The following is a 24,955-nucleotide window of genomic DNA, read 5'->3' on the forward strand; positions in this document are numbered from 1 at the left end:
TTTAAAATATTAATTTTTTTTTTTGTATTAATCGGAGTATCTAATGACAGTTCTTTTAGACCCGTCTGGTCTGACAGGTTTATTTGTATTTGTTATGATAGAAATAATATTAAGTGTTGATAATTTAATTTTTTTGTCTATTTTATCAGAAAAATTACCTTCTTTTCAAAGAAAACAAGCTAGATATTTAGGGTTAATTTTATCATTTTTAATGAGATTATCATTATTGTTTATAACATCCTGGGCATTATCTATTAAAAATGATAAAATTTTAATATTTAAAAATTTTTCCTCTTCTATAAAATCAATAATTTTATTTTTAGGTAGTACATTTTTAATTATAAAAGTATTATTAGAATTATTAGAAAGAGCGAAACATAAACCTAATAAAATTGTTAAAAAAAATAAAAGATATCAATCATTTTGGCTTGTGATCATACAGATAGTTATTTTAGATGCAATATTTTCTGTTGATTCTATTATTACAGCAGTTGGATTAACTAATAATTTAATGATTATGTATTTTTCTGTAACATGCGCAACTATTGTAATGATATTTGGATCTCAAAAATTAGTAAAATTTCTTAAATCTAATCCAAAAATTATCACAATATGTTTATTTTTTTTATTATTTGTAGGAATTAATTTATTTTGTAAATCTATAAACTATGCTTTCTCTCAAGCATATTTATATACATCTATAGGATTTATTATTTTTGTAGAACTTTTTAATAAAATATTTAAAAAAAATATTCCAAAATATAAAAATAAAAATCTAGTTCGTAAAAAATTATTTAAATTAATAAAAAAAACTATTTTAATAGAAGAAAAAAAATTAAAAAACAAAGAAAATAGTTTATTTAAAAAAAATAAAAATAATTTAAAAAATGAAGAAATTTATACGATACAAAACATATTAAAACTTTCAAATCGTACAGTGAAAAACATAATGATTCCAAGAAAAAAAATATCTTGGATTAATATCAATGATTCTTCAAAAAATATTAAAAAAAAATTGTTAGAAAATACATATAATTTTTATCCTGTTTGTAAAAATAATTTAAACAACATTATTGGAATAATAAAAACAAAAAAATTAATTTTTTTATTAAATAAAAAAAAGTCTAAAATTAAAAAATTTGTTAAAAAAAATCCTCCTTGTATCATTTCAGAAACTATGAATATCATAGATTTATTAAAATTTTTTAAAAATTCAAAAAAAAATTTTTATATTATTGTTAATAAATTTGGAATTGTTAAAGGGTTAATTACTCCATTAAATTTTTTAAAAACTATTATAGAAAATTTTAATCTAATTAATAAAAATCCTAATATTTTAGTTAAAAAAAATGGCTGGATAGTACCTGGATCTACTGATTTACATTCTATTCAAAAAATTTTAAATATAGATTTTAAAAAACAAAATTTTTTTGTTAAAAATATGTTTAAAGAAAAATCTTCTTGTACTTCTTTAGCTCATCTGATTATTCAAAAAAAAGGAAGAGTGTTAAAAAAAGGTGAAAAATTTTTTATTGGAAATTTTAAATTTTGTATAATAAAATCTACTAAAAATAAAATTAATACAATTAAAATTACAAAAAAATAATTAATTAAAAATTTTAAATTTTTTAATATTTATATAAAATAATTGTTAAAAAGGAAAAAAATAATGAAGATACTGTCTTTTGATTCTTCATACAACTCATGCTCAGTATCTTTATTATATAAAAAAAAAATTTTTTATTATCAAAAAAAATGTAAAAGACAACATTCAAAAATTTTGTTTCCAATGATAAAAAAAATTTTATTTGTAAATAAAATCAAATTAAAAAAAATAAATATAATTGCATTTTGTAATGGACCCGGTAATTTCACAGGAACAAGAATTTCTACTAATATTGCGCAAGGTTTATCTATTGGATCTAATATACCATTGTTACAAATATCTAGTTTAAAAATTATTGCACAAGAGGCATACAATAATTTTTTGTATGAAAAAAATTTTTTTATAATTATGAAAATGAATAAAAATAGATATTATTATTCCAAATATTTAATAAAAAAAAATTTTTTAAAAAAAAAAAAAAAATTTTTATCTACTAATAAAAAAATACTTTTACAACATTTGAACAAAATAAAAAAAAGATGTGTGTTTGCAGGAAATTTTAATCCAAAAATTTTAAAATCTTTAAAATTTAAAAATTTTTTTATAAAAATAAAATTTTCACACGCTAAATATATTATTCCTTTAGCTTTAAAAGATATTAAATTAAAAAAAACACTAGTTCCAGAACTAGTGTTTACAAAATATTTTCATAAATTTTAAAAAATTATTATTAAAAAAAATTACTACTAATAATATTAATTAATTTTAAAACTATAAAATAAAATTTTTAAACTGTTATATTATTTTTTTTATATTTTAATTTAATTAAATTAAATTGTATTGTGTAATTTTTAAATATAAATGAATATAAATATGTTAAATTAATTTTAATTTTAAAAAAAATATTTTAAATTTTTATAAATTTTTATTAATAAAAAATTTTTTAAAATTTTTTTTATTATAAAAATAATAATTTTAATATTTAAACATTTCAATATTATTAATTTTTAAAAAATTTTTAATATTAATAACTATATTTAAATATTTGTATAATTTTTAAAATTTTAATATTTCAGATAATGTAGTGTGTTAAAAAAATTTTTAGTTATTTTAATTTTAAAAAAAAGTTTTAAAAAATATAAATATATATTTTATAATAAAAAAGGTTATAACTTGAAATTAAGTAATTCTAGTAAATTATTAATAAAAAATATAAATATGTTTAAAGATAAAAAAGTACTTTTTTCTGGGTATTTTCAAGATTTTTTATTAAAAAAAATTAAAAATAATTTTTTAAAAATACATTTACAAAAATATCATTATAAAAAATTTGTATCAAAAAAAAATTTTAAAAATTTAATTTATGATTCAAAATTTAAAAAATATTCTTTTAAAAAAATAAATTTTGTAATTTATTTATGGTCTAAAAATAAATTAGAAAATTATTTTCATATGAACAAAATTTTTTCTAAAATATTGTTGAATACAAAAATAATTATTATTGGAGAAAATAATAGTGGTGTTAATAGTGTTAAAAATTTTTTTAAAAGTTCTATTGGATTTAAAAAAATTAAATATGGAGTAAAATCTTCATTATATTATGGTTTTTTAAAAAAAAAAATTTTTTTTAATAAAAAAAAATATTATAAACAACATCAATATAATAAAAAATTTTTTAAATTTTTACCGGGGGTATTTGGATATAAAAAAATTGATGAAGCTAGTAAATATTTTGTAAAAAATAAAAAATTTAAAAAATTTTATAAAAAAATATTAGATATAGGATCAGGATCTGGATTTTTATTAATTTCTTTATGTGATAAATTTAAATATAAAAAAATTGTTTTATCTGAAAGTTGTTACACATCATTTTATTGCCTTAAAAAAAATTTAAAAAAAAATAATATTAATGCTAATCCTATTATTTCAAACATTTTCTCTAACATTAAAGAAAAATTTGATCTTATAATTTCAAATCCTCCTATTCATGAAAATTTAAAATTTTCTATGAAAACTGCACTAAATATTATTAAAGAATCTAAAAAATATCTTAAAAAAAATGGAGAAATTCAAATAGTTTCTATATCTTCTTTATCATATTTTAAAAATTTAAAAAAAATTTTTAAAAATTGTAAAATTATAAAACAAAATAATTTATTTAAAATATATCAATCTTTTAATTATTATTAAAATACTTATAATTATAAATAAATAAAATTAATTTTTAATATTTTACCCGAAGCGGGACTCGAACCCGCAAAGCTTTTTTTAAGCCGAGGGATTTTAAGTCCCTTGTGTTTACCAATTTCACCATTCGGGCAAAAAAATAATTCAAAATTATAAAATTTTTTAGGTGCACCTCGGAATTGAACCGAGCTTTACGGATTTGCAATCCGCTGCATAAACCAATCTGCCAATGCACCATAAAAATAAGAAAATTATATATTTATATATTAAAAAGATTAACCAAAATCTTTTAAAATGTCAATTATTATATTCATAATAACCATATTTTTATTTTTTATTTTTAATTTTATTTATTAATATTTTATTGAATAATTGAATTTCTTATAAAAAATATTTTAAAAAAAAAATTATAAAAGTTTATTATTAAAATAATTTCTTTACTTTACAATATAAAATGATTTATTATATAAAAATAAAATTTTTTATATTTTTTTTAGGAGGAGTGGCCGAGTGGTTTAAGGCAGCGGTCTTGAAAACCGCCGATGAGAAATCATCCGAGAGTTCGAATCCCTCCTCCTCCGAAAATATTAATTCAAAATATAAAAATTTTAAAAATTATTTTAAAAATTTAAAAAATTTTATTTTTTTTATTTAAAAAAAATTATTAATTAATAAAATGTTAAGAATAATAAATTCATTAATTTTTATTGATATGCTTCTATTAAAATTTCTACTCTTCTATCTGGAGATAAACAATTTTTTAAAAATGTTTTATTATTTTTATTAGTACATATTCTATTTGAAATAGAATCATGATTATCTAAACTACGAATTTTTGTATTTTCTATAAATATATCATGTTTTTTAAAATATTTTAATACTGATTCTGCTCTTGATAAAGCTAAAAATTTATTATTTTTATTTTTTATCTCTAATCTATCAGAATTTCCTAAAATTAACATAGAAACATTTTTTAACTTCATATTTTTTAAATTATATATTAATTTATTTAAAACTGTTTCTCCAAAAGGAGTAATTTTACTACTATTAGAATTAAAAGAAATATCTTCAAATAAATTAATTCGATTTATATCTTTATTTATTACTGTGTTAGAAGAATTATGATAAAAACTTAAAGATTTTTTTAAACTCTTCCATGAAAAATCATCAAAATTCCATAAAATATTAAAATTTAAAGAATCATTATCACAATTTAATAAATTATTAAAGTTAGAAATTTTTGATACTCTTTCATATTCTAATCTGGTAGACATTACATCGTCTGCTTTATATTCTATTCCTACAGATAATACTGGTTTAATATTATTATTTAAAAATGAACCTTTATATTTTAATAAATTTGAAAAATAATTTTCTCTTAAATTTGATTCTACACCTGTTCTTGTATATACAATAAAATTATTTGTTAAAAAATAATTAAATCTTGTAGAAATTTGAAAATTTTGTAAAGGAGAAGTATCATCATAATCATTTACAGAATTTGAATTTTTATTAATTTTTGAATTTTTTGTATTTTTACTAGATGAATCATTTTCTTTATTATTAATATATTCTTTATCAATATATTCATATTTTTTATCATTATTATCTTTTTTTTTCTCAACATTATTTTTTTTTTTTGGAATAGTTTCTGTCTTCATACTTTTACTATTTAAAATATCTACATCATTATCATTTAAAACACTTTCTATGCTTCCTACTATTTCTGGTTTTTTATTTTGATGTGTATTATTATCATCATTTTTTTCAGTATGTTTCTCTTTTTTATTTTTTTTATCTTTAAAACGCATATTTAAATCATTTTCTAAAATTTTTGACATAAAAATTTTTTTTTTTTTTATATCATTATTTTCATCATCATTAGAACTAATATCATTATCAAAATTATTAATATTATTTTCTTTTTTTTGATTATCAACTTTATTGTTAATTTTTTTTTTTGATTCTAATGATAATTTATATGGACGACTATATGATCTAAAATTTATTTTTAAATTATTATTTTTATATAACTTTTTTTTAATTTTTATATTTTCTTTATATTCTATTTTTTGAAACTTTAAATTTTTATAATGATTTAAATTATTATCATTATAATAATTATGATTACTATTAAATTTTTTATATTCTATTTGATTATTATAATTATAAACAAAATTATTTTTTTGATCATTACTAAAATTAAAAGAATTATTATTATGTTGGAAAAAAATACTATTATTTAATGGCATATTAAAAGCACATTCAAAATTAAAATATGGATTTATTTTATATCCTAAAATAACACCCATTAATGATTTAGCTTGATAATCTGGAATGTAATCTTGTCGAGCTAAAAAATTATTTTCTACAGCAATATCTGATTGAACGAGTTTAAATTGTGTTCCAAAATACCAATGTGGATAATTTTTTTGAATAGTATTAGCTTTAACAGGACTGGATAACATCATACTACTTAAAAATAATGAAATTGTTAAAATTTTTTTATTCATAAATTAAATTTACTCTATTAAATTTATTAAAATATTATCATTTAAATAATTTATATTAATTTTAAATTTTTAAAAATTATTATAAATTAATATTTATTTATTTAACTAATTATTAAAATAATTAAAAATTTTTAAATAAAAGTAATTTTAAAAATATTTGTTATAATATAATATTATTATATATTTAAAAATATTATAAAAAATAAAATCTAAAGTTTAATAATAAATTTTAAATTTTATAAATATAAAAATCAAAAATAAAAAAAAATTTTTTAGTCAATTAATTATTTGTTAATTAATATTATTATAATATATTTATATATATTAATAATTTTATTTTTTTTTTTTTTTTGTGTATATTATATTATATTATTTATTTATAAGATTATACAATAAATAATATTATAATTTATAAGTTATTATATTTTGTGTATTTTATAATTTAAAATTTTATTTTAAGTTTTAAAATTTTTATAAATATTTTTAATAATATTTGATATAATTAAAATACAAAAAAATTATAAATATATATTTTTTAATTTATATTTTTTTATCATATTTTTATTAAACTATAAAAATAATTTTATAATTAATTATATAAAAAAATAAATAATTTTTAATTTTAATAATAAGGTAATAAATATAAATTAAATTATAAAATTTTATTATGTTAATTAAATTAATTCACTAATTTTTATTAAAATAAAAAATTAAATTAATAAATTTTAAAAATTATTTTTTATAATAATAGCATAATTGATAAAATAACTATTAAAATACTTTAAAAAAATATAAATTTTTATTAAAAAATTTAAAAAATTAAATTAATAAAAATAATAATTAAAAACAAAAAATGAAAATATATAAAAAAAAAATTATTATGATCAAACCAGACGATTTTCATGTTCATCTTCGCGATGGAAAAATTTTAAAAAAAATCGCTAATTATACTGGAAAGTATTATAATAAAGTAATAGTTATGCCAAATTTAAAAAATCCTATAAATACTATAAAAAAAGCATTAAAATATAAAAAAAAAATTGTAAATAGTTCTAAAAAAAATAAATTTATACCATTAATGACATTTTATATTACAGAAAATAGTAATATAAAAGAATTAGAAATAGGGTTTTTAAAAAAAATTTTTTTTTCTGCAAAATTATATTTTAAAAATTCTACTAATTTATCTCAATATGGTATTTCCAATCTAAGTAAAATTAATAAAATATTAGAAAAAATGGAAGAACTTAAAATCCCTTTAATGATTCATGGAGAAATTTATTCTAAAAATATAGATATTTTTTCAAGAGAAATTTTTTTTATAAAAAATGTATTACCTAAAATTAGAAAAAATTTTCCAAATTTAAAAATTGTTTTAGAACATATTAGTACAAAAAATTCAGCTAAATATGTTTTAAATAATCCTCCAAATATTGCAGCTACAGTTACTCCTCATCATTTGTTATATAATAGAAATGATATATTTTCAAATGGAATAAATCCTCATTTATATTGTTTGCCCATATTAAATAAAAGAAATCATCAAAAATATTTAATAAAAACTGTTACTAGTGGTAATAAATATTTTTTTTTAGGAAGTGATTCTGCTCCACATTTAATATCTAAAAAAGAAAATTTTTGTGGATCTCCTGGAATTTTTAATGCCCCTACATCGTTAATAATTTATTTAAAAATTTTTGAAAAAATGAAAAAATTAAAAAATTTTGAATCTTTTTGTTCTATAAATGGATCAAAATTTTATAATTTACCTTTAAATAAAGAAAAAATAATTTTTAAAAAAAAAAATTGGATCGTAAAAAATAATATTAAAATAAATAAAAATAAAAAAATTTCAATATTTTTAGGCAAACAAACATTAAGTTGGAAAATTACCAAAAAAAAATGAAAATATTATTCGTATATTTGTTTATGCCATTATGTATTTTTTCTTATTTTTTTTGGATAGAATCTTGTAAATTAGGTCATTTGATTATATAAATAATTAATATATTAAATAAAAATTTTTTTAAATATTAAAATATAAACTTAAAATATATTTTTATGAATGATAAAAATATATTTTAAACTTTATAAAAATATAAAAATTAAAATTTTTGACGTGAAAATTCAAATAGTCCAAATTTTGAAATTTTTCCTAATTTTATACGACTATAATCATTTTTAAAAAATTTTTTTATAGAAATTTCTAAAAATTTTTTACTAATTAAATATTTCATATTTATAAAATCAATTATAATTATTCCTCCTAAATTTCTTAATTTAATTTGTTGAGAAATTTTATATGCTGCTTCTAAATTTGTATATAAAGCTGTACTTTCAAAATTTTTTTTTGAAATACATTTACTAGAATTTACATCAATAACTATTATAGCTTCAGTTATATCAAAAAAAATGTTTCCTCCAGAAGGTAATATAACTTTTTTTGTAAAAATTGATTTAAATTCAGTATTTAAATCATAAAATTTTAATAAATTTATAGTATTATTAAATATTTTTATTTTCTCTAAGATATCCAATCGTTTTAAAAAAAGTAATTTTTTATGTAAAAAAATATATAACTCTTTATAATTTATAACTATTTTTTTAAAATTATTTTTTAAACAATATTGAAGGCATTCTTTAAAAATATTTTTTTTACAAGTATTTAACATAATATTGTTTTTTGTTAAATTTTTTATTTTTTTTTTTTTTTTTAATAAATTTAAAAAATCATTTTTTAATTCTTTAAAAGATCTATTAATAGAAGAAAATCTAACTATTAAAGACATTTTTTTAGGAATATTTAATTTTTTAATTATTTTTTTTAAAAAAAAAATATTTTTAAAATTAATTTTTTTAGAAAATTTTATTGTAGTAGTTAAATTTTTTGAATTTATTAACAATATCAAATAATTTCCTGATAAAGTAATTATATTTGTTAAAATAGCTTTTTTATTTAAATGTTCTTCTCTAATAATTTGAACAATAATTACAGAATTTTTTTTCAAAATTTTTTTATTTACATAAAAATATTTTTTATTATTTTTATTTATAATATTTTTATTAAAAATTTTAGAAAAAGGTAAAATTCCGCATTTTTTAAAACTATAATTCACAAAAATCACTTCTAAACCAAAATTAATGTTATCTACAGTTCCTTTATAAATATTATACTTTCTATGATTTTCATTTAATTTATTTATTTTTAAATTATTTATTATATTATTTTTTATCCATATAATTCGAACTTCTTTATTGTGATATATATCTATTAAAATTTTTTTCATAATTAAAAATTTTTTACATCAGTTTATTAATATTATTTTATTATAAAATTTAAAAAATTATTGCGAAAAAAAATTTATATTAAAAAATATACTTTAAAATTTTATTACTATATATTATAAAATATTATAAATTTTTTTATCATTTTAAATAAGGAAAAAATGAAAAAAACAAAAGTTTTAATAATAAAAATTGACTCTCTTGATGCTAATCAAAGAATAGACAATTTTTTATTTAAAACATATAAAAAAATTCCAAAAAGTAAAATATATAAAATCTTAAGAACTGGAGAAATAAGAGTTAATAAAAAAAGAATTAAACCAAGATATAAACTTAAAACCCAAGATTTAATTAGAATACCTCCTTTAAGGATTGTATTAAAAAAAAAAATAAAAATAAACATTAAAAATAAAAATCAAAAAAAAATTAAAAAAAGTGTTTTATATGAAGATAAATATATTTTAATTATTAATAAACCATCAGGAATTGCTGTTCATAGTGGAAGTGGAATAAAATATGGAATTATAGAAATTTTAAGATTTAAAAAATCTAAAAATGATTTTATTGAACTTGTTCATAGAATTGATAAAAATACGTCCGGAGTATTAATATTAGCAAAAAAAAAATCTATTTTAAAAATGTTACAACAACAATTTTTAATGAAAAAAATAAAAAAAAAATATTTAACAATAGTCCATGGCAATTGGCCTAAAAAAAAATGTTTTATTAATGAGCCTATACAAAGAAAAATATCTCAAAAAAATAAAAAATTAGTTTTTATTCATAAAGATGGAAAAACTTCTAAAACTTATTTTAAAATTATAAAAAAATTTAAAAATTTCACTTTACTTGCAGCTTATCCAATTACCGGAAGAACACATCAAATTAGAATTCACGCATCACATATTGGGCATCCAATTTTGTTTGATGATAGATATGGAAATAAAAAAATAGAAAATTTTATTAATAATAAAAAAATTAAAAAAAACATTTTGTTACATGCATATAAAATTAAATTTTATCACCCAAAAAATAAAAAAAAAATTACTATACGAGCTCCTTTAGAAAAAAAATTTTCAGATATATTAGATATAATACAAAAATTGAATTATAATAAAATAAAAATTTAAAAATTATTATTAATAATAATAAATTAAAAAATATATGTTAAATCTCTTTATTAAGGAAAATTATAAAATTATGGCTGTACAAAAAAGCAAACCTACTCGATCTAAAAGAGGAATGAGAAGATCTCATGATAGTATTAAAAATTCTACTTTAATATCTTTCGAAAAATTATCTAAAGAATATCATGTTAGACATCATATAACCAAAAAAGGTTTTTATCGGGGCAAAAAATATTTATTTTTAAAAAAAAATGATAAAAATTAATAAATTAACAAAAAAAAAAAAAAAAAAAATATCAATCATTTTTTCAGGTCAAGGAAATTATAGTTTTTCAAAAATTATTAAAATTTCTAAAAAATATTTAGAAGTTGTAAAAATTTTTAAAAAATCTTCAAAAATTTTAAAAAAAAATATTTGGAAAATTATATATAAAAAAAAAAAAAAATTTTTACAAAAAAATCAATATTTTCAAGTAATAAATTTAATTACTAATTTAGCTTTATATAAAATATGGAAAAAATATTATAAAAAAAAAAAATATTTTTATTCATTCATATTTTCAGGACATAGTTTAGGTCAATATTCAGCTTTAGTTGCATCAAAGTCTATAAAATTTGCTGATGCTTTAAAAATAGTTTTTTTCCGAGGAAAATTATTAAAAAAAAAAAAAGGTTTTATGATTGTAATATTTAATGAAAAAAAAATAAAAATAAAAAATTTATTAAATACAAATATATTAAAAAAATTAGTTTCAATTTCTAATATTAATTCAAAAAAACAAATAGTAATTGCAGGAAGTAAAAAAATAAAAAAAAAAATTATTTTTTTATTAAAAAAAAAAAATATAAAAAAATTTTTTCAACTTCCAATAAAACATCCATTTCATTGTATTTCTATGAAAAAATTTGCTAAAAATTTTTTTAATTTTATTAATAAATTTTCATTTTATAAACCTAAGCATTTTTATATAGATAGTAATTTAGTAAATTTTTTAACAAATCCAAAAGAAATTAAAAAAAAATTAGCAAAACAAATATATACACCTGTTTTATGGGAAAAAACTATTCAATTTATTTTAACTCAAAACATAGATGAAATATTAGAAATTGGTTTATATCCAATATTATCAAAATTTGATAAAAATAAAAAAATTAAATTTTTTAAAAAAATATTTAACTCTTTTAAAATATGAAAATAAAAAAAAAAAAAGTTGCAATAATTACAGGAGCTAATTCAGGAATAGGAAAATCAATTTTAAAAAAATTTATAAAAAAAAATATTTATGTTATTGGAATTTCAAGAACCAAACAAGGAAAAATAAAAATTAATAAAATTGTTAAAAATAATGGAAAAGGAATTGTATTAAATGTTACAAACATGTTTTTAATAAAAAAAATATTTAAAGAAATTTATAAAAAATTTAAAAAAATAGATATATTAATAAACAATGCTGGAATTATATCAGATAGTTTATTATTAAATATGAAAAAAAAAAATTGGATAAAAGTAATAAATACTAATTTAAACTCTATTTTTTATACTTCTAAAATAGCTATAAAATACATGTTAAAAAATAGATATGGAAGAATTGTTAATATTGGATCTATAATTGGGAATATAGGAAATACAGGACAAACAAATTATTCTGCTTCTAAATCTGCATTATCTGGATTTACAAAATCTTTAGCATTAGAAGTAGCAAAGAAAAATATTACAGTTAATATAGTATCTCCTGGATTTATAAAAACAAAAATCATAAAAAAAATAAATAATAAAATAAAAAAAAAAATTTTAAAAAAAATACCACTTGGAAAACTAGGAATTCCTAAAAATATTGCAAATTCAGTATTCTTTTTATGTAAAAAAAGTTCTAATTATATTACTGGTCATAATTTACATGTTAATGGAGGAATGTTAATGAAATAAACAAGGATTATTTTAAAATTAAAATTATTATAATCATATTAATTTTTAAAAAAATTAGGAAACAAGTTATGAAAAAATTTCGTATAAAAAAAACAGTAAAAAAAATAATAAAAAAATGTCTCAATACTAAAAAAAAAATTAAAAAAAAAAAATTAATTAGAAAAGATTTAAAAGCAGATTCTTTAGATTTAATAGAAATAATTATGAATGTAGAAGAAAAATTTAAAATTAATTTTTCTGATAAAGATTCTGAAAAAGTGACTTCTGTTCAATCTTTAATAAACATAATAAAAAAATATTATAAAAAATAATTTTTAAAATATTTATATTACTTTAAACATATTCATTTAAACTTTAAAAAAATAAAATGTTATAATTTATGAAAAAAGGCAAATTTATTGTTATTGAAGGAATTGATGGTTCAGGAAAAAATATGGCTTGTAAAATCTTAAAAAAATGTTTTAATAAATTTAGAATAAAAAAAAAAATTTTTGTTAGACAACCAGGAAGTACTAAAATATCTGAAAAAATTAGAAATATTTTAAAAAAAAATAATAAAAAAGAAAAATTAACTAAATATTCAGAATTATTATTATTATATGCTGCAAGATCACAATTATTAGAAAATATTATTAAACCAGCCTTAAAAAATGATTTTTGGGTAGTTTCAAATAGACATCAATTATCTTCTTTTGCTTATCAAAATGGAGGAAATAATATAAAAGAAAAATATTTAAAAATTTTAAATACATTAATAAAAGATAAAATATTACCAAATTTAACAATATATTTAGATATTACCCCAAAAATTGCTTTAAAAAGAATATTATTTCGAAAAAAAAAAATTGATAGAATAGAAAAAAAATCAAAAAAATTTTTTGATTCTGTAAGAAATAAATATTTAGAAAAAATAAATTTAGATAAAAAAAAAATATTTATTAATACAAATAATACTTTAAAAAATGTACAAAAAAATATTAAACATAAATTTGAAAAATGGCTTAAAAAATATCAAATATGAGTTCATATCCGTGGTTAGATAAAATTTATAAAATTATAATTCAAGATTATTATAAATTTAATAATTGTCGATCTATAATAATAAAATCTGCTAAAAATATAGGAGAAAATCAATTAATTTTTTCAATATGCAAAAAAATATTATGTTTAAATTCTTATAAATTTAATTTTTGTAACATATGTAAAAGTTGTTTATTAATAAAAAATAAAAATCATCCTGATTTACATATTTTAAAAAAAAAAAAAAGTTCAATAGGAATTGATAGAACTTTAAAATATATTCAAAAAATTATATTCACTCCAAAATGTAGTAATTTTAAAATATTATGGGTTCCTGAAATGAATTTTTTAACGGAATCTGCTATAAGTGTATTTTTAAAAATATTAGAAAATCCTCCTAAAAATACATGGTTTTTTTTTAATCAAAATTATTCTGATTTTATAAAATTAACTTTTAAAAGTAGATGTTTTACATATTATATATATCCTCCTAATACAAAAAATAGTATTGATTGGTTCAAAAAAAAAAAATTAAATAAAAAATATAATAAAGAATTTTTATTATCTTTAAAAATTTCAGAAAATTCCCCTATACAAGCAAAAAAATTTTTAAATAGCTCAAATTTTTATAAAAGAAAAAAATTTTTTAAAAAAATTTATTTGTCTATTCAAAAAAATAATTTTATAACATTAATTTCAGAATTTAAAAAAAATAAAAAAAAAAAAATATTTTGGTTATGTCTTATAATCTTAGATTCTATTAAATCAAAATTAAATAAAAAAATTAAATTAATAAATTTTGATCAATTAAGTTTAATAAAATTATTAAAAAAAAAATACTCAAAAAAAAAATTATTTTTATTTATAAAATATTTAAACAAAACACAATTTTATATTAAAAATATAAAAGGAATTGACAAAACTTTTACAATATTAACAATACTATCAATTTTAGAAAAATTATAAAAATAACAAAATTATAGGTTAAAAATGTTTCTAATAGATTCACATTGTCATTTAGATAAGTTAAATTATAAGAAAAATAATTCTAATCCAAAAAAAATATTAAAAATAGCTTATTTAAAAAAAGTTAAAATGATATTACTAGTATCGACTTCTTTAAAAAATTTTAAAAAAATTAAAAAAAAATTTAAAAAAAAATTTAATAATATTCTTTATTCTTGTGGAATTCATCCATTAAACATTAAAAATATAAAAGATTTTTATAAAATTAAAAAATTTTGTTCAAAAAAAATGGTATCTGCTATTGGAGAAACAGGATTAGATTATTATTATGGACAAAAAAGTAATATATTACAAAAAAAAATTTTTAGAAAACATATTAGATTAGGAATTAAATTAAACAAACCAATTATTGTGCATTCTAGAAGTGCCGAAAAAGATACTATAAAAATTTTACAACAAGAAAATTCTGAAATTTGTGGAGGAATTTTACATTCTTTTAATCAAAATCTAAACATGTTAAGAAATTTATTAAATTTAAATTTTTATATTTCTATATCTGGAATAATAACTTTTAAAAATTCTGAAAATTTAAGAAAAATTATTAAATTTATACCTTTAAACAAATTATTAATCGAAACAGATTCTCCATATTTAACTCCTGAACCTTATAGAGGAAAAGAAAACAATCCTTCACATATAAACGATATAATTACATTTATATCAAAAATTATAAAAATTAAAAAAAAAAAACTTAGTAAAATAATTAAAAAAAATTTTTTTAACTTATTTAAATTAAAAAAAATAAAAAAAACGTATTTTATTTAATTAATTTAAAAAATTTATATTAAATATAGTTTTTATATTTAAGAGATAACAAATGTTTAAAAATATGTTTGCAATATTGCAAAAAATTGGCAAATCTTTAATGTTACCTGTTTCCGTTTTGCCAATAGCAGGATTATTGTTAGGTATAGGATCTGCACATTTTGAAATTGTTCCAAAAATTGTATCAAGTGTAATGTTAGAATCTGGAAATTCAATATTTTCAAATATGCCTTTAATTTTTTCTATGGGAATTGCTTTAGGATTTACAAAAAATGATGGTGTAGCTGCATTATCTGCTGTTATATCATATAAAATTATGGAAAAAACAATTTTTATATTATTACCTTTAGTTTCGAATGAATTAGTGAATAATTCTCATTTATATAGTAATGATACAGGAATATTTGGAGGAATTATTGCTGGATCAATAGCAGCAATAATGTTTAATAATTTTTACAAAATTCAATTACCAGAATATTTAGGTTTTTTTTCAGGAAAAAGATTTATTCCTATAATTTCTGGTTTATGTGCTATCATTATTGGATATTTTTTATCTATAATTTGGCCATGTATTGGGAAAATAATTCAAAATTTTTCAGAATGGGCTGCTTATCAAAATCCAATGATAGCTTTTGGAATTTATGGAACAGTAGAAAGACTTTTAGTTCCTTTTGGTTTACATCATATATGGAATGTACCATTTCAAATGCAAATAGGAGAATATAAAAATTCTTTAGGTCAAATTTTTCATGGAGACATTGCTCGATATATGGCTGGAGATAATAGCGCTGGAAAACTTTCAGGAGGTTTCTTATTTAAAATGTATGGTTTACCTGGAGCAGCATTAGCTATTTGGTTTAATGCAGCAAAAAAAAATCAAGCAAAAATTGGTGGAATGATGATTTCAGCAGCTTTAACAGCATTTTTAACTGGAATTACTGAACCAATTGAATTCTCTTTTATTATGGTTGCTCCAATATTATATTTTATTCATTCAATATTAGCTGGATTAGCTTTTTCTTTATGTATATTATTAAATATGAAAGCAGGAACTAGTTTTTCTCATGGATTAATCGATTTTATTTTATTAAGTAAACATAGTAATAACATTTTATATTTTCCTATTATAGGAGTATTATATTCAAGTTTATATTTTATAATTTTTTCTACATATATAAAATTTTTTAATATAAAAACTCCCGGAAGAGAAAGTAATAAAGAAATAAAATCTACTAAAAATATTTATAAAAAAATTCCTATATTAATTAACTATTTAGGAAATAAAAAAAATATTGTAAACATTGATGCTTGTATTACAAGATTAAGAATTACTGTAATAAATGTACAAAAAATAAATAAAAAAGGATTAATTTCTTTAGGAGCTTCTGGAGTTTTTATTTCTGGATCAGGAGTACAAATTGTATTTGGAACAAAATCTGATAATATTAAAACTTTAATTGATGATTATTTAAAAAAAAAATTTTAAAATGAGAATAATATGATTAATAAAAAAAATATTTTTGAAAAAATAATTAAAAAAAAAAATCAAAAAAAATAGTTTATCAAGATAATTTAGTAACTGCATTTTATGATATACATCCTAAAGCTTTAATTCATATTTTAATAATTCCCAATAAATTTATAAAAAATTTAAATCATATCAAAAAAAATCATTTTAAATATATTAATAGAATGATAAAAGTAGCTATAAAAATTGCAAAAAAAAAAAATATACATAAAAATGGTTATAGAATCATAATAAATTGTAATAAGCATGGTGGTCAAGAAATAAAATATTTACATCTTCATTTATTAGGTGGTTGTAAATTAAAATCTATTTAAAATTGATAGAAATATTTTTATAAAAAATTTTAAGAGCTGAATCTTTCACCTAAAATTAATTTTTTTTAATTTAAATTAATTTTTATTATATAAGTTCAGCTCTTATAATTTTTAAAAAATAAAAAATAATATATTAATTAAAAAAATTTTTTGAAATATATTTAAAATTTTTTTAAAAAAATATATTAATAAAAATTTTTAAAATATATAAATATACTATGCAAACATTTTTTTAAAAAATATTTTTTATTTTTTTTAAAAAAATTAAAAATTAGCATTTTTTGGTACTCTAGGAAAAGGCGTAACATCTTTTATATTTTTTAAACCAGTTATATATAAAATAAATCTTTCTAAACCTAAACCAAACCCAGAATGAGGAACAGTTCCATAATTTCTTAAATCTTGATACCATTTATAAAATTTTGGATCTAAACCTAATTGTTGAATTCTTTTTTTTAATATTAAAGACCTTTCTTCTCTTTGAGAGCCTCCAATGATTTCTCCTACTTTTGGAAATATAAAATCTGCCCCAGATACAGTTTTTTTATCTTCATTTAATCGCATATAAAAAGCTTTTATTTCTTTAGGGTAATTTTTAATTACTATAGGGCTTTTAAAATATATATCAGTTAAATATTTTTCTTGATCAGAATTTAAATCTTGACCATAACAAATAGAATTAATCTCTTTATTTTTAGAAATTTTTAAAATTTTTAATGCTTCTGCGTAATTAATTATTACAAACTTTGAAGATAAAAATTTTTTTAATCTAGAATCTATTTTTGCATCAATATTATTTTTTAAAAAAAATATTTCTTCATGACATTTCTTTAAAACTTGAAAAATTACATATTTTAACATTTTTAATATTAACTTAATAATATCATTTAATGTTAAAAAAGCAGCTTCTACTTCTAACATCCAAAATTCTGATAAATGACGATTAGTATTAGAGTTTTCTGCTCTAAATGTAGGCCCTAAAGTATATACTTTAGATAAGGCGCAAGCATATGTTTCTAATGTAAGTTGTCCAGAAACAGTTAAAAATGTTTCTTTACCAAAAAAATCTTTTTTATAAAAATTATTATAGGAGAAATTTTTTTTTGTTATGTCAGATATATTTAATCTAGATACTCTAAACATATCTCCTGCTCCTTCTGCGTTTAATTCAGTAATAATCGGAGAAGGAACCCAATAATATTCTTTTTTCCATAAAAATTTATGAAATGATTGAAAAATAATATGACGAATTTTGGATACTGAATGAATAATTTTTGTTCGAATTCTTAAATGAGAAAATTCTCTTAAATGCTCCATAGTATGTATTTTAGGGGACATAGGATATGATGAAGAATTTTTTACCCAACCTAATACTTTAATCTTATATGCTTCAATTTCACATATATTATTATTTTTTAAAGAAATTATTACAAAACCTTTTATAGAAACAGAACATCCAGTAGTTAGCTTTAATATTTCAGAAAAATAATTCTTTAATTTTTTCTTAGCAATTATTTGAATAGAAGATAAACAAGAACCATCATTTATATCTATAAAAGAAATTCCAATTTTTGAACTACGTTTATTTTTAACCCATCCTTTAATAATAACTAAAGATTTTAAAAATTTTTTTTGATTTTTAAAAATTTCTGAAATAGAATAATGTTTGGGATTAAAATTCATTAAAAAAATTCCTTAAATATTATAAAAATTTTCTTTTTTTATTTTTATAAATTATACATATAATTTAATTATATATAAAAAAATAAAAAATTATTAGTTATTTTAAAATTTAAAAATAATTTTAATTAAACTATTTAAAAATAATAATATTAATAAAAAAAGAATTTTTAAAAAAATATAATTTTTAAAACAAATAATAATTTATTATTAAAATTTATTAATAATAAATAAAATATTCATAATAACTATATCATTATTCTATAGTGAAAAGCATGATTTATTCAATATTAAAAAAAATATTATTTAAAATAGATCCAGAAAAATCTCATTTCTTTACATTTGAATTATTAAAATTTTTTAATTATATAAACATAAAATTTTTTAATCAAAAAAAATATTTTTATAAACCTATCAAAATAATGGGATTAAATTTTAAAAATCATTTAGGATTGTCTGCTGGTTTAGATAAAAATGGAGATTATATTAATATATTATCAAATATGGGTTTTGGTTTTATTGAACTAGGATCTGTAACATTAAAGCCTCAAGAAGGAAATATTAAACCAAGAATTTTTAGATTATTAGAATCAGAATCTATTATTAATAGAATGGGATTTAATAATTATGGAATAGATTATTTAATTAAAAATCTTAAAAAATCTAAATTTGAAGGAATAATTGGAGTAAATATTGGAAAAAATTTTAATACTCCTATAAATTTAGCATTTTTAGAATATTCAAAATGTATTGAAAAAGTATATTTATATACTGATTATATTTGTATTAATATTTCTTCACCAAATACTAAAAATTTAAGAAAGTTACAATATGGAAAATTTTTTGAAAAAATTTTATATAAAATAAAAAAAAAACAACAAAAATTAAAAAAAAAATATAAAAAATATGTTCCAATTTTAATTAAAATATCTCCAGATTTAGATAACTTAGAAATAAAAAATATTTCTAAAAAATTAATTAAATATGAAATTGATGGTGTAATAGCAACTAATACCACCATAAAAAAATCAATTCTTAAAAATATTACTCATGGAACAGAAGAAGGTGGGCTGAGTGGACAAGAATTGCAACTAAAAAGTACATTAATTATAAAAAAATTAAAAAAATTTACAAAAAAAAAAATAGTTATTATTGGATCTGGAGGAATAAATTCTTCAGTTTCAGCTCAAGAAAAACTAAATTCTGGAGCTAATTTAATACAAATATATTCCGGACTTATATATGAAGGTCCTAAATTAATTAAAAATATTTTAAAATATACAAAAATATAATATAAAAAATGTTAAAAATATATAAAAAAATAAATTATAAAAAAATTTTTAAAAAATATAAAAATAATATATACGTTATTTTTTTAAAATAAATTTAATATAATTATTAAAAAATTAAATAATTTGTTTATTTAAATACTTTATATATTAATAATTTTTTAAAAAATGTTTAAAAAATTTAAAATTAATTTATTTATTATATATAAATATAAAAATATATTTTAAAAATAAATAGTTTTTTATTATAAAAAAAAATATTTATATATTTAACATAAATTTTTTTATAAATTTTCAATGTAAATTATATAAATTTTAAAGTTAAAACTTTCAAATTAAATAATTTTTATATTTTAATAAATTTATATTTATATTATTAAAATATAAAATTAAATATATAAATAAATATTATTTTATTTAATTTATATAATTTATTTATAAAAATTTTTATTAAAAAAATTATTATATTATTTTAAGTTAATATAATTTAAAACATTTTTTTTTAAATTTTTTAAAAGAATCAATTTTTTTTTTTTTTCTGTAATTATATCTTTAGGTGCTTTTATTAAAAAATTTTTATTACATAAAATTTTTTTTAATAAAAATATTTTTTTTAATATTTTTTTATATTTTAATTTTAATTTTGATATATTAATTATATTTTTTATATATCTTTTTAATAAAAAATATATATACACAGTATCAATAATTTTAACTAAACAATATTTTTTAAAAAATTTTTTTTTATAAAAAATTAAAATTTTTTTTAAATTTAACAAATTTTTTAATAATAATTCATTTTTTTTTAAAAATTTAAAAAATTTTTTAGTAGGATTATTAACAATAATATTAATATATAATTTTTTAGAAATATTTAAATCATTTCTAATTTGTCTTACAAAAATTACTATTTCTTTTAACCATGTAATACAAAAAAAATTTTTTTTTTTTAAATAAAATTTTTTATATTTAGGGAATTTTTGTATAATAATAGAAGAATTTTTTTTATTTTGAAAAGCATTAAAAATGTTCCAAATATAATCTGTTATAAAAGGAATAATTGGATGTGCTAATTTTAATAAATTTTTTAAAATTATTTGTAAAGTACAATAAATACTATTTTTATCATCTAAAGAAAAAACATTTGAATATATAATTGTTTTAGAAATTTCAAGATACCAATTACAAAATTTATTCCAAACAAAAGAATACAAAAAATTTGCAGCTAAATCAAATCTATATCTTTTAATAGATTCTGTAAATAATTTAATTGTTTTATTCAAATGATAAAAAATCCATTTATTATATATAAGATCATTTTTTTTAAAACTTGAAAAATCTAATTTTTTATCTTTTAAATTCAGTTTAATAAATTGACTTGCATTCCATAATTTATTGCAAAAATTTTTACACCCTTTCAATTTATTTAAATCCCATGTAATACTTTTATAATTAGTAGATAAAAGAGCACAATTAAATCTTACTGCATCAGCACCATAACTTGGTATTCCTTTTGGAAATTGTTTTTTAGTAGATTTTAAAATTTTATTTATATTATTTTTAGTAATTAAATTAGAAGTTCGTTTTTTTAATAATTTTTTTAAACTTATCCCTTTAATCAAATCTAATAAATCAATTACATTTCCTTTTGATTTAGACATTTTAATTCCATTTTCATCTTTTATTAACCCAGTAATATAAACCTTTTTAAAAGGAATATTTAATTTAATATCTTTATTTTTTAATAATATTTTTGTCATTATCACCATTTTTAAAATCCAAAAAAAAATAATATCAAAACCACTTATAATTACATTAGTAGGATGAAAAAATTTCAATTCCTTAGTTTTTTTTGGCCAACCTAAAGAAGCAAAAGTCCATAAACTTGAAGAAAACCAAGTATCTAAAACATTTTTATCTTGATATAATTTGATAGAATCATCTAAAGAATATTTTTTTTTTATATCTAAAATATTTTTTCCAACATAAACTTTTTTTTTTTTATCATACCAAATTGGAAGTCTATGCCCCCACCAAGATTGTCTAGAAATACACCAATCTTTCATATTAAATAACCAATATAAAGAAATTTTTTTATATTTTTTAGGAATTAATTTAATATATTTTTTTTTAAAAATTTTAAAAATATTTTTAGAAAAAGAAGAAATTTTTAAATACCATTGAGTAGTTAATAAAGGTTCAATGACTTTATCACTTCTTTCTCCATAAGGAATATTACTTATACAATTTTCAATTTTTATAATATATAAAAATTTTTTTAATTCATAAACAATTTTTTTTTTTAAATCTTTAATTGATAAAAAATCAAATTTTATAAAAGAATTTTCTTTATATAAATCTATCTTTTTACCAGAAATATCATAAACTTTAAATATTTTTCTAACTGTTCCATCTTTTTTAAAAATGTTAATAATTGGCAAAGAATTTTTTAAAGCAATTTCATAATCTTGAAAGTCATGAGCTGGAGTAATTTTCATGCAACCTGTTCCTTTTGACATATCTACAGAATCATCAAAAATAATTGGAATTACACGATTTATTAAAGGAACACAAACAAATAATCCTTTTAAGTTAATATATCTATTGTCTTTAGGATTTATAGCAATAGCCGTATCTCCTAATAAAGTTTCTGGTCTTGTAGTTGCTATTGTTAAATATTTTTTAGATTTTTTATTATTTATAAAAAAGAAATATTTTAAATAAAACAATTTATTTGCAATAGATTTATTTTTTATCTCTAAATCTGAAATTACAGTTTGCAAATAAGTATCCCAATGAACTATTTTTTTTTTTTTGTAAATTAATCCTTTATTATATAATTTTAAAAAAGCTTGTATAACAGATTTAGAAAAATTTTTATCCAAAGTAAATCTAGATTTTTTAAAATCTATAAAATTACCTAAACAACTCATTTGATAAAATATTTTTTGTTTTATTTTTGAATACCATTTAAAAGCTTTATGCTTCATTTTATTTCTATATTTTTTTTTTACATTCTTTTTATTGTTATTAAAAAAATATTTTTTTTCTATTAATAATTGAGTTGCAATTCCAGCATGATCTAATCCAACTTGCCAAAAAACGTTTTTTCCTAACATTTTTTTATATCTAATAATTATATCCATAATAGTTTGTTGAAAAGCATGGCCTATATGTAAATTACCAGTAATATTAGGAGGTGGTATCATTATACAATAATTTTTTTTTGTTGAATTTTTTAAATTTATTAAAAAATATTTTTTTTTTTTCCATAAATTAAAAACTTTTTTTTCAAATAATAAAGAATTATATATTTTTTTCATATTTTTATATGTAAAATTTTAAATGTATTATGTAAAATTAAAAGAAACATTAATTATAAAAACAATTTTTGTTAAAATATTAATTTTAATATTTTTATATTAAAATAAAAAATATTTTAATTAATTAAATTTATTTTACTTTAATTTTAAAAAAAATGTAATATATAAATATACATTTAATAAAATATGATTTAAAAATAAAAAAAATTATAAACTTTTAAGTTCTTAATGTTAAAATTAATTAAATATTTATTACAATTTATTATAAAAATAAAATAAAGGAAAATTATGAAAAATATCTTATACAAAAAAAGTTGTTTGAAATTATTAGATTATTCATACAAAGAAATTTTGTACCTTTTAAAAATTACTAAAATATTAAAAAGAAATAAAAAATTAAAAAAAGAAATAAAAAATTTAAAAAATAAAAAAATTATACTAATGTTTGAAAAAAAATCTACAAGAACTAGATGTTCATTTGAATCAGCAATATTTGATCAAGGAGCTAATTGTACATTTTTAAGTACTAAAGATATTCATTTAAATAAAAAAGAATCTATTAAAGATACCGCCAAAGTATTAGGAAATATATACGATGGAATTCAATTTAGAGGTTACAAACAAAGTTCTGTAGAAAAATTAGCTAAATACTCTAAAGTTCCAGTATGGAATGGATTAACAAATGAATGTCATCCAACACAAATATTATCTGATCTTTTTACGATAAAAGAAATCTTTAAAAATAAAAGTTTTAAAGATATAAAATTATCTTATGTTGGAGATTTAAACAATAATATTTGCAATACTTTGATTGAAGCTGCTTATTTAACAAAATTAAAATTAATGTTAATAGGTCCAAAATTAAAATATATAAAAAAGAAAATAGAAGAACTAAAATATCCAAAAAATATAAAATATACAAAAAATATAAAATTAGGATTATTTAAATCAGACATTATATATACTGATATTTGGATATCTATGGGAGAAGATAAAAGTTTTCAAGAAAAAAAAATAAATTTTTTAAAAAAATATCAAATAAATTCAAAAATATTAAAATTTACTAATAATCCAAATATTAAAGTATTTCATTGTTTACCTGCTTTACATGATAAAAATACTACATTTGGAAAAAAAATTATAAAAAAATTTAATTTAAAAAATGGTGTAGAAATTACTAATACAATTTTTAAAAAAAATGAAAAAATAATTTTTTCCCAAGCTGAAAATAAATTTCATATGATAAAAGCATTGCTTATAACTAGTTTAAAAAAAAATATATTTTTTTAAAATAAAAATAAACTAAAAAATAAAATATAAAATAAAAAAATTAACATACAGAGATAGTTAAAATTATCTTTGTAT

Annotated in this window: 19 protein-coding genes, 3 tRNA genes and 1 pseudogene; 17 read left to right on the forward strand and 6 right to left on the reverse strand. The window is 16.1% G+C overall.

Annotated elements, in window-relative coordinates; all coding sequences use genetic code 11:
* Positions 1-43: 43 nt before the first annotated feature.
* From AACL42_RS00295 to AACL42_RS00305, 3 genes are all read left to right on the forward strand, one after another.
* A complete protein-coding gene (locus AACL42_RS00295; protein WP_340147548.1) occupies positions 44-1,606 on the forward strand; it encodes a TerC family protein in 1,563 nt (520 codons plus the stop codon).
* 63 nt (positions 1,607-1,669) lie between these two features.
* Complete coding sequence (gene tsaB / locus AACL42_RS00300; protein ID WP_340147549.1) at positions 1,670-2,326, forward strand: tRNA (adenosine(37)-N6)-threonylcarbamoyltransferase complex dimerization subunit type 1 TsaB; 657 nt, start codon at positions 1,670-1,672, stop codon at positions 2,324-2,326.
* A gap of 366 nt (positions 2,327-2,692) precedes the next feature.
* The gene (locus tag AACL42_RS00305; RefSeq protein ID WP_340147550.1) at positions 2,693-3,796 is read left to right on the forward strand and encodes a methyltransferase; all 1,104 of its coding nucleotides are present in this window, start codon (positions 2,693-2,695) and stop codon (positions 3,794-3,796) included.
* 43 nt (positions 3,797-3,839) lie between these two features.
* Here AACL42_RS00305 and AACL42_RS00310 read toward each other — a convergent pair.
* Both AACL42_RS00310 and AACL42_RS00315 read right to left on the reverse strand, forming a co-directional pair.
* A tRNA-Leu gene (locus AACL42_RS00310) sits at positions 3,840-3,926 on the reverse strand.
* Between the two features lie 31 nt (positions 3,927-3,957).
* A tRNA-Cys gene (locus tag AACL42_RS00315) sits at positions 3,958-4,029 on the reverse strand.
* A 260-nt stretch (positions 4,030-4,289) separates the two neighbouring features.
* Here AACL42_RS00315 and AACL42_RS00320 point away from each other — a divergent pair.
* Positions 4,290-4,374, forward strand: a tRNA-Ser gene (locus AACL42_RS00320).
* Between the two features lie 123 nt (positions 4,375-4,497).
* Here AACL42_RS00320 and AACL42_RS00325 read toward each other — a convergent pair.
* A complete protein-coding gene (locus tag AACL42_RS00325) occupies positions 4,498-6,306 on the reverse strand; it encodes an OmpA family protein (protein ID WP_340147551.1) in 1,809 nt (602 codons plus the stop codon).
* Between the two features lie 853 nt (positions 6,307-7,159).
* Between AACL42_RS00325 and pyrC the strand changes: the two genes are divergently transcribed.
* Positions 7,160-8,212 (forward strand): dihydroorotase, encoded by a 1,053-nt coding sequence (pyrC, locus tag AACL42_RS00330; protein WP_340147552.1) that lies wholly within the window; start codon positions 7,160-7,162, stop codon positions 8,210-8,212.
* 199 nt (positions 8,213-8,411) lie between these two features.
* Here pyrC and AACL42_RS00335 read toward each other — a convergent pair whose 3' ends face one another.
* Complete coding sequence (locus tag AACL42_RS00335) at positions 8,412-9,593, reverse strand: ribonuclease E/G (protein WP_340147553.1); 1,182 nt, start codon at positions 9,591-9,593, stop codon at positions 8,412-8,414.
* 159 nt (positions 9,594-9,752) lie between these two features.
* Here AACL42_RS00335 and AACL42_RS00340 point away from each other — a divergent pair, with 159 nt between their 5' ends.
* The 10 genes and pseudogenes from AACL42_RS00340 to AACL42_RS00385 all read left to right on the forward strand — a co-directional run bounded on the left by AACL42_RS00340 (position 9,753) and on the right by AACL42_RS00385 (position 17,298).
* Positions 9,753-10,721, forward strand: a complete 969-nt coding sequence (locus AACL42_RS00340; RefSeq protein WP_340147554.1) for an RluA family pseudouridine synthase — start codon at positions 9,753-9,755, stop codon at positions 10,719-10,721.
* A 70-nt stretch (positions 10,722-10,791) separates the two neighbouring features.
* Positions 10,792-10,983 (forward strand): 50S ribosomal protein L32, encoded by a 192-nt coding sequence (rpmF, locus tag AACL42_RS00345; RefSeq protein WP_340147555.1) that lies wholly within the window; start codon positions 10,792-10,794, stop codon positions 10,981-10,983.
* Positions 10,970-11,911, forward strand: coding sequence for an acyltransferase domain-containing protein (locus AACL42_RS00350; RefSeq protein ID WP_340147556.1), 942 nt, complete (start codon positions 10,970-10,972; stop codon positions 11,909-11,911). The genes rpmF and AACL42_RS00350 overlap by 14 nt, the downstream gene beginning before the upstream one ends.
* Positions 11,908-12,645 (forward strand): 3-oxoacyl-ACP reductase FabG, encoded by a 738-nt coding sequence (gene fabG, locus AACL42_RS00355; protein ID WP_340147557.1) that lies wholly within the window; start codon positions 11,908-11,910, stop codon positions 12,643-12,645. Before AACL42_RS00350 ends, fabG begins: the two co-directional genes overlap by 4 nt.
* Positions 12,646-12,713: 68 nt before the next feature.
* Complete coding sequence (locus AACL42_RS00360) at positions 12,714-12,956, forward strand: phosphopantetheine-binding protein (protein ID WP_340147558.1); 243 nt, start codon at positions 12,714-12,716, stop codon at positions 12,954-12,956.
* 68 nt (positions 12,957-13,024) lie between these two features.
* Positions 13,025-13,666 carry a dTMP kinase gene (gene tmk / locus AACL42_RS00365; protein ID WP_340147559.1) on the forward strand — a complete coding sequence of 214 codons (642 nt, stop codon included), beginning with the start codon at positions 13,025-13,027 and terminating at the stop codon, positions 13,664-13,666.
* Positions 13,663-14,631: a DNA polymerase III subunit delta' C-terminal domain-containing protein gene (locus AACL42_RS00370; RefSeq protein ID WP_340147560.1), complete on the forward strand. Its 969-nt coding sequence runs from the start codon at positions 13,663-13,665 to the stop codon at positions 14,629-14,631. The genes tmk and AACL42_RS00370 overlap by 4 nt, the downstream gene beginning before the upstream one ends.
* Before the next feature lie 24 nt (positions 14,632-14,655).
* Entirely contained in the window at positions 14,656-15,456 is an 801-nt protein-coding gene (locus tag AACL42_RS00375; protein WP_340147561.1) for a YchF/TatD family DNA exonuclease, read from the forward strand.
* Between the two features lie 52 nt (positions 15,457-15,508).
* A complete protein-coding gene (ptsG, locus tag AACL42_RS00380) occupies positions 15,509-16,942 on the forward strand; it encodes a PTS glucose transporter subunit IIBC (RefSeq protein WP_340147562.1) in 1,434 nt (477 codons plus the stop codon).
* 15 nt (positions 16,943-16,957) lie between these two features.
* A pseudogene (locus AACL42_RS00385) lies at positions 16,958-17,298 on the forward strand (HIT domain-containing protein).
* A 264-nt stretch (positions 17,299-17,562) separates the two neighbouring features.
* Here the strand turns inward: AACL42_RS00385 and asnS are convergent.
* Complete coding sequence (gene asnS, locus AACL42_RS00390) at positions 17,563-18,981, reverse strand: asparagine--tRNA ligase (RefSeq protein ID WP_340147563.1); 1,419 nt, start codon at positions 18,979-18,981, stop codon at positions 17,563-17,565.
* A 272-nt stretch (positions 18,982-19,253) separates the two neighbouring features.
* Here asnS and pyrD point away from each other — a divergent pair, with 272 nt between their 5' ends.
* A complete protein-coding gene (gene pyrD, locus AACL42_RS00395) occupies positions 19,254-20,270 on the forward strand; it encodes a quinone-dependent dihydroorotate dehydrogenase (protein WP_340147564.1) in 1,017 nt (338 codons plus the stop codon).
* A gap of 464 nt (positions 20,271-20,734) precedes the next feature.
* Here pyrD and AACL42_RS00400 read toward each other — a convergent pair whose 3' ends face one another.
* A complete protein-coding gene (locus AACL42_RS00400) occupies positions 20,735-23,590 on the reverse strand; it encodes a valine--tRNA ligase (RefSeq protein ID WP_340147565.1) in 2,856 nt (951 codons plus the stop codon).
* 288 nt (positions 23,591-23,878) lie between these two features.
* On the opposite strand from AACL42_RS00400, the gene argF reads away from it, so the two are divergent.
* Entirely contained in the window at positions 23,879-24,880 is a 1,002-nt protein-coding gene (argF, locus tag AACL42_RS00405; protein WP_340147566.1) for an ornithine carbamoyltransferase, read from the forward strand.
* Positions 24,881-24,955 lie beyond the last annotated feature (75 nt).

This window comes from Buchnera aphidicola (Drepanosiphum platanoidis), from assembly GCF_964020165.1.
In the GTDB taxonomy this organism is placed as follows: domain Bacteria; phylum Pseudomonadota; class Gammaproteobacteria; order Enterobacterales; family Enterobacteriaceae; genus Buchnera_J; species Buchnera_J aphidicola_BL.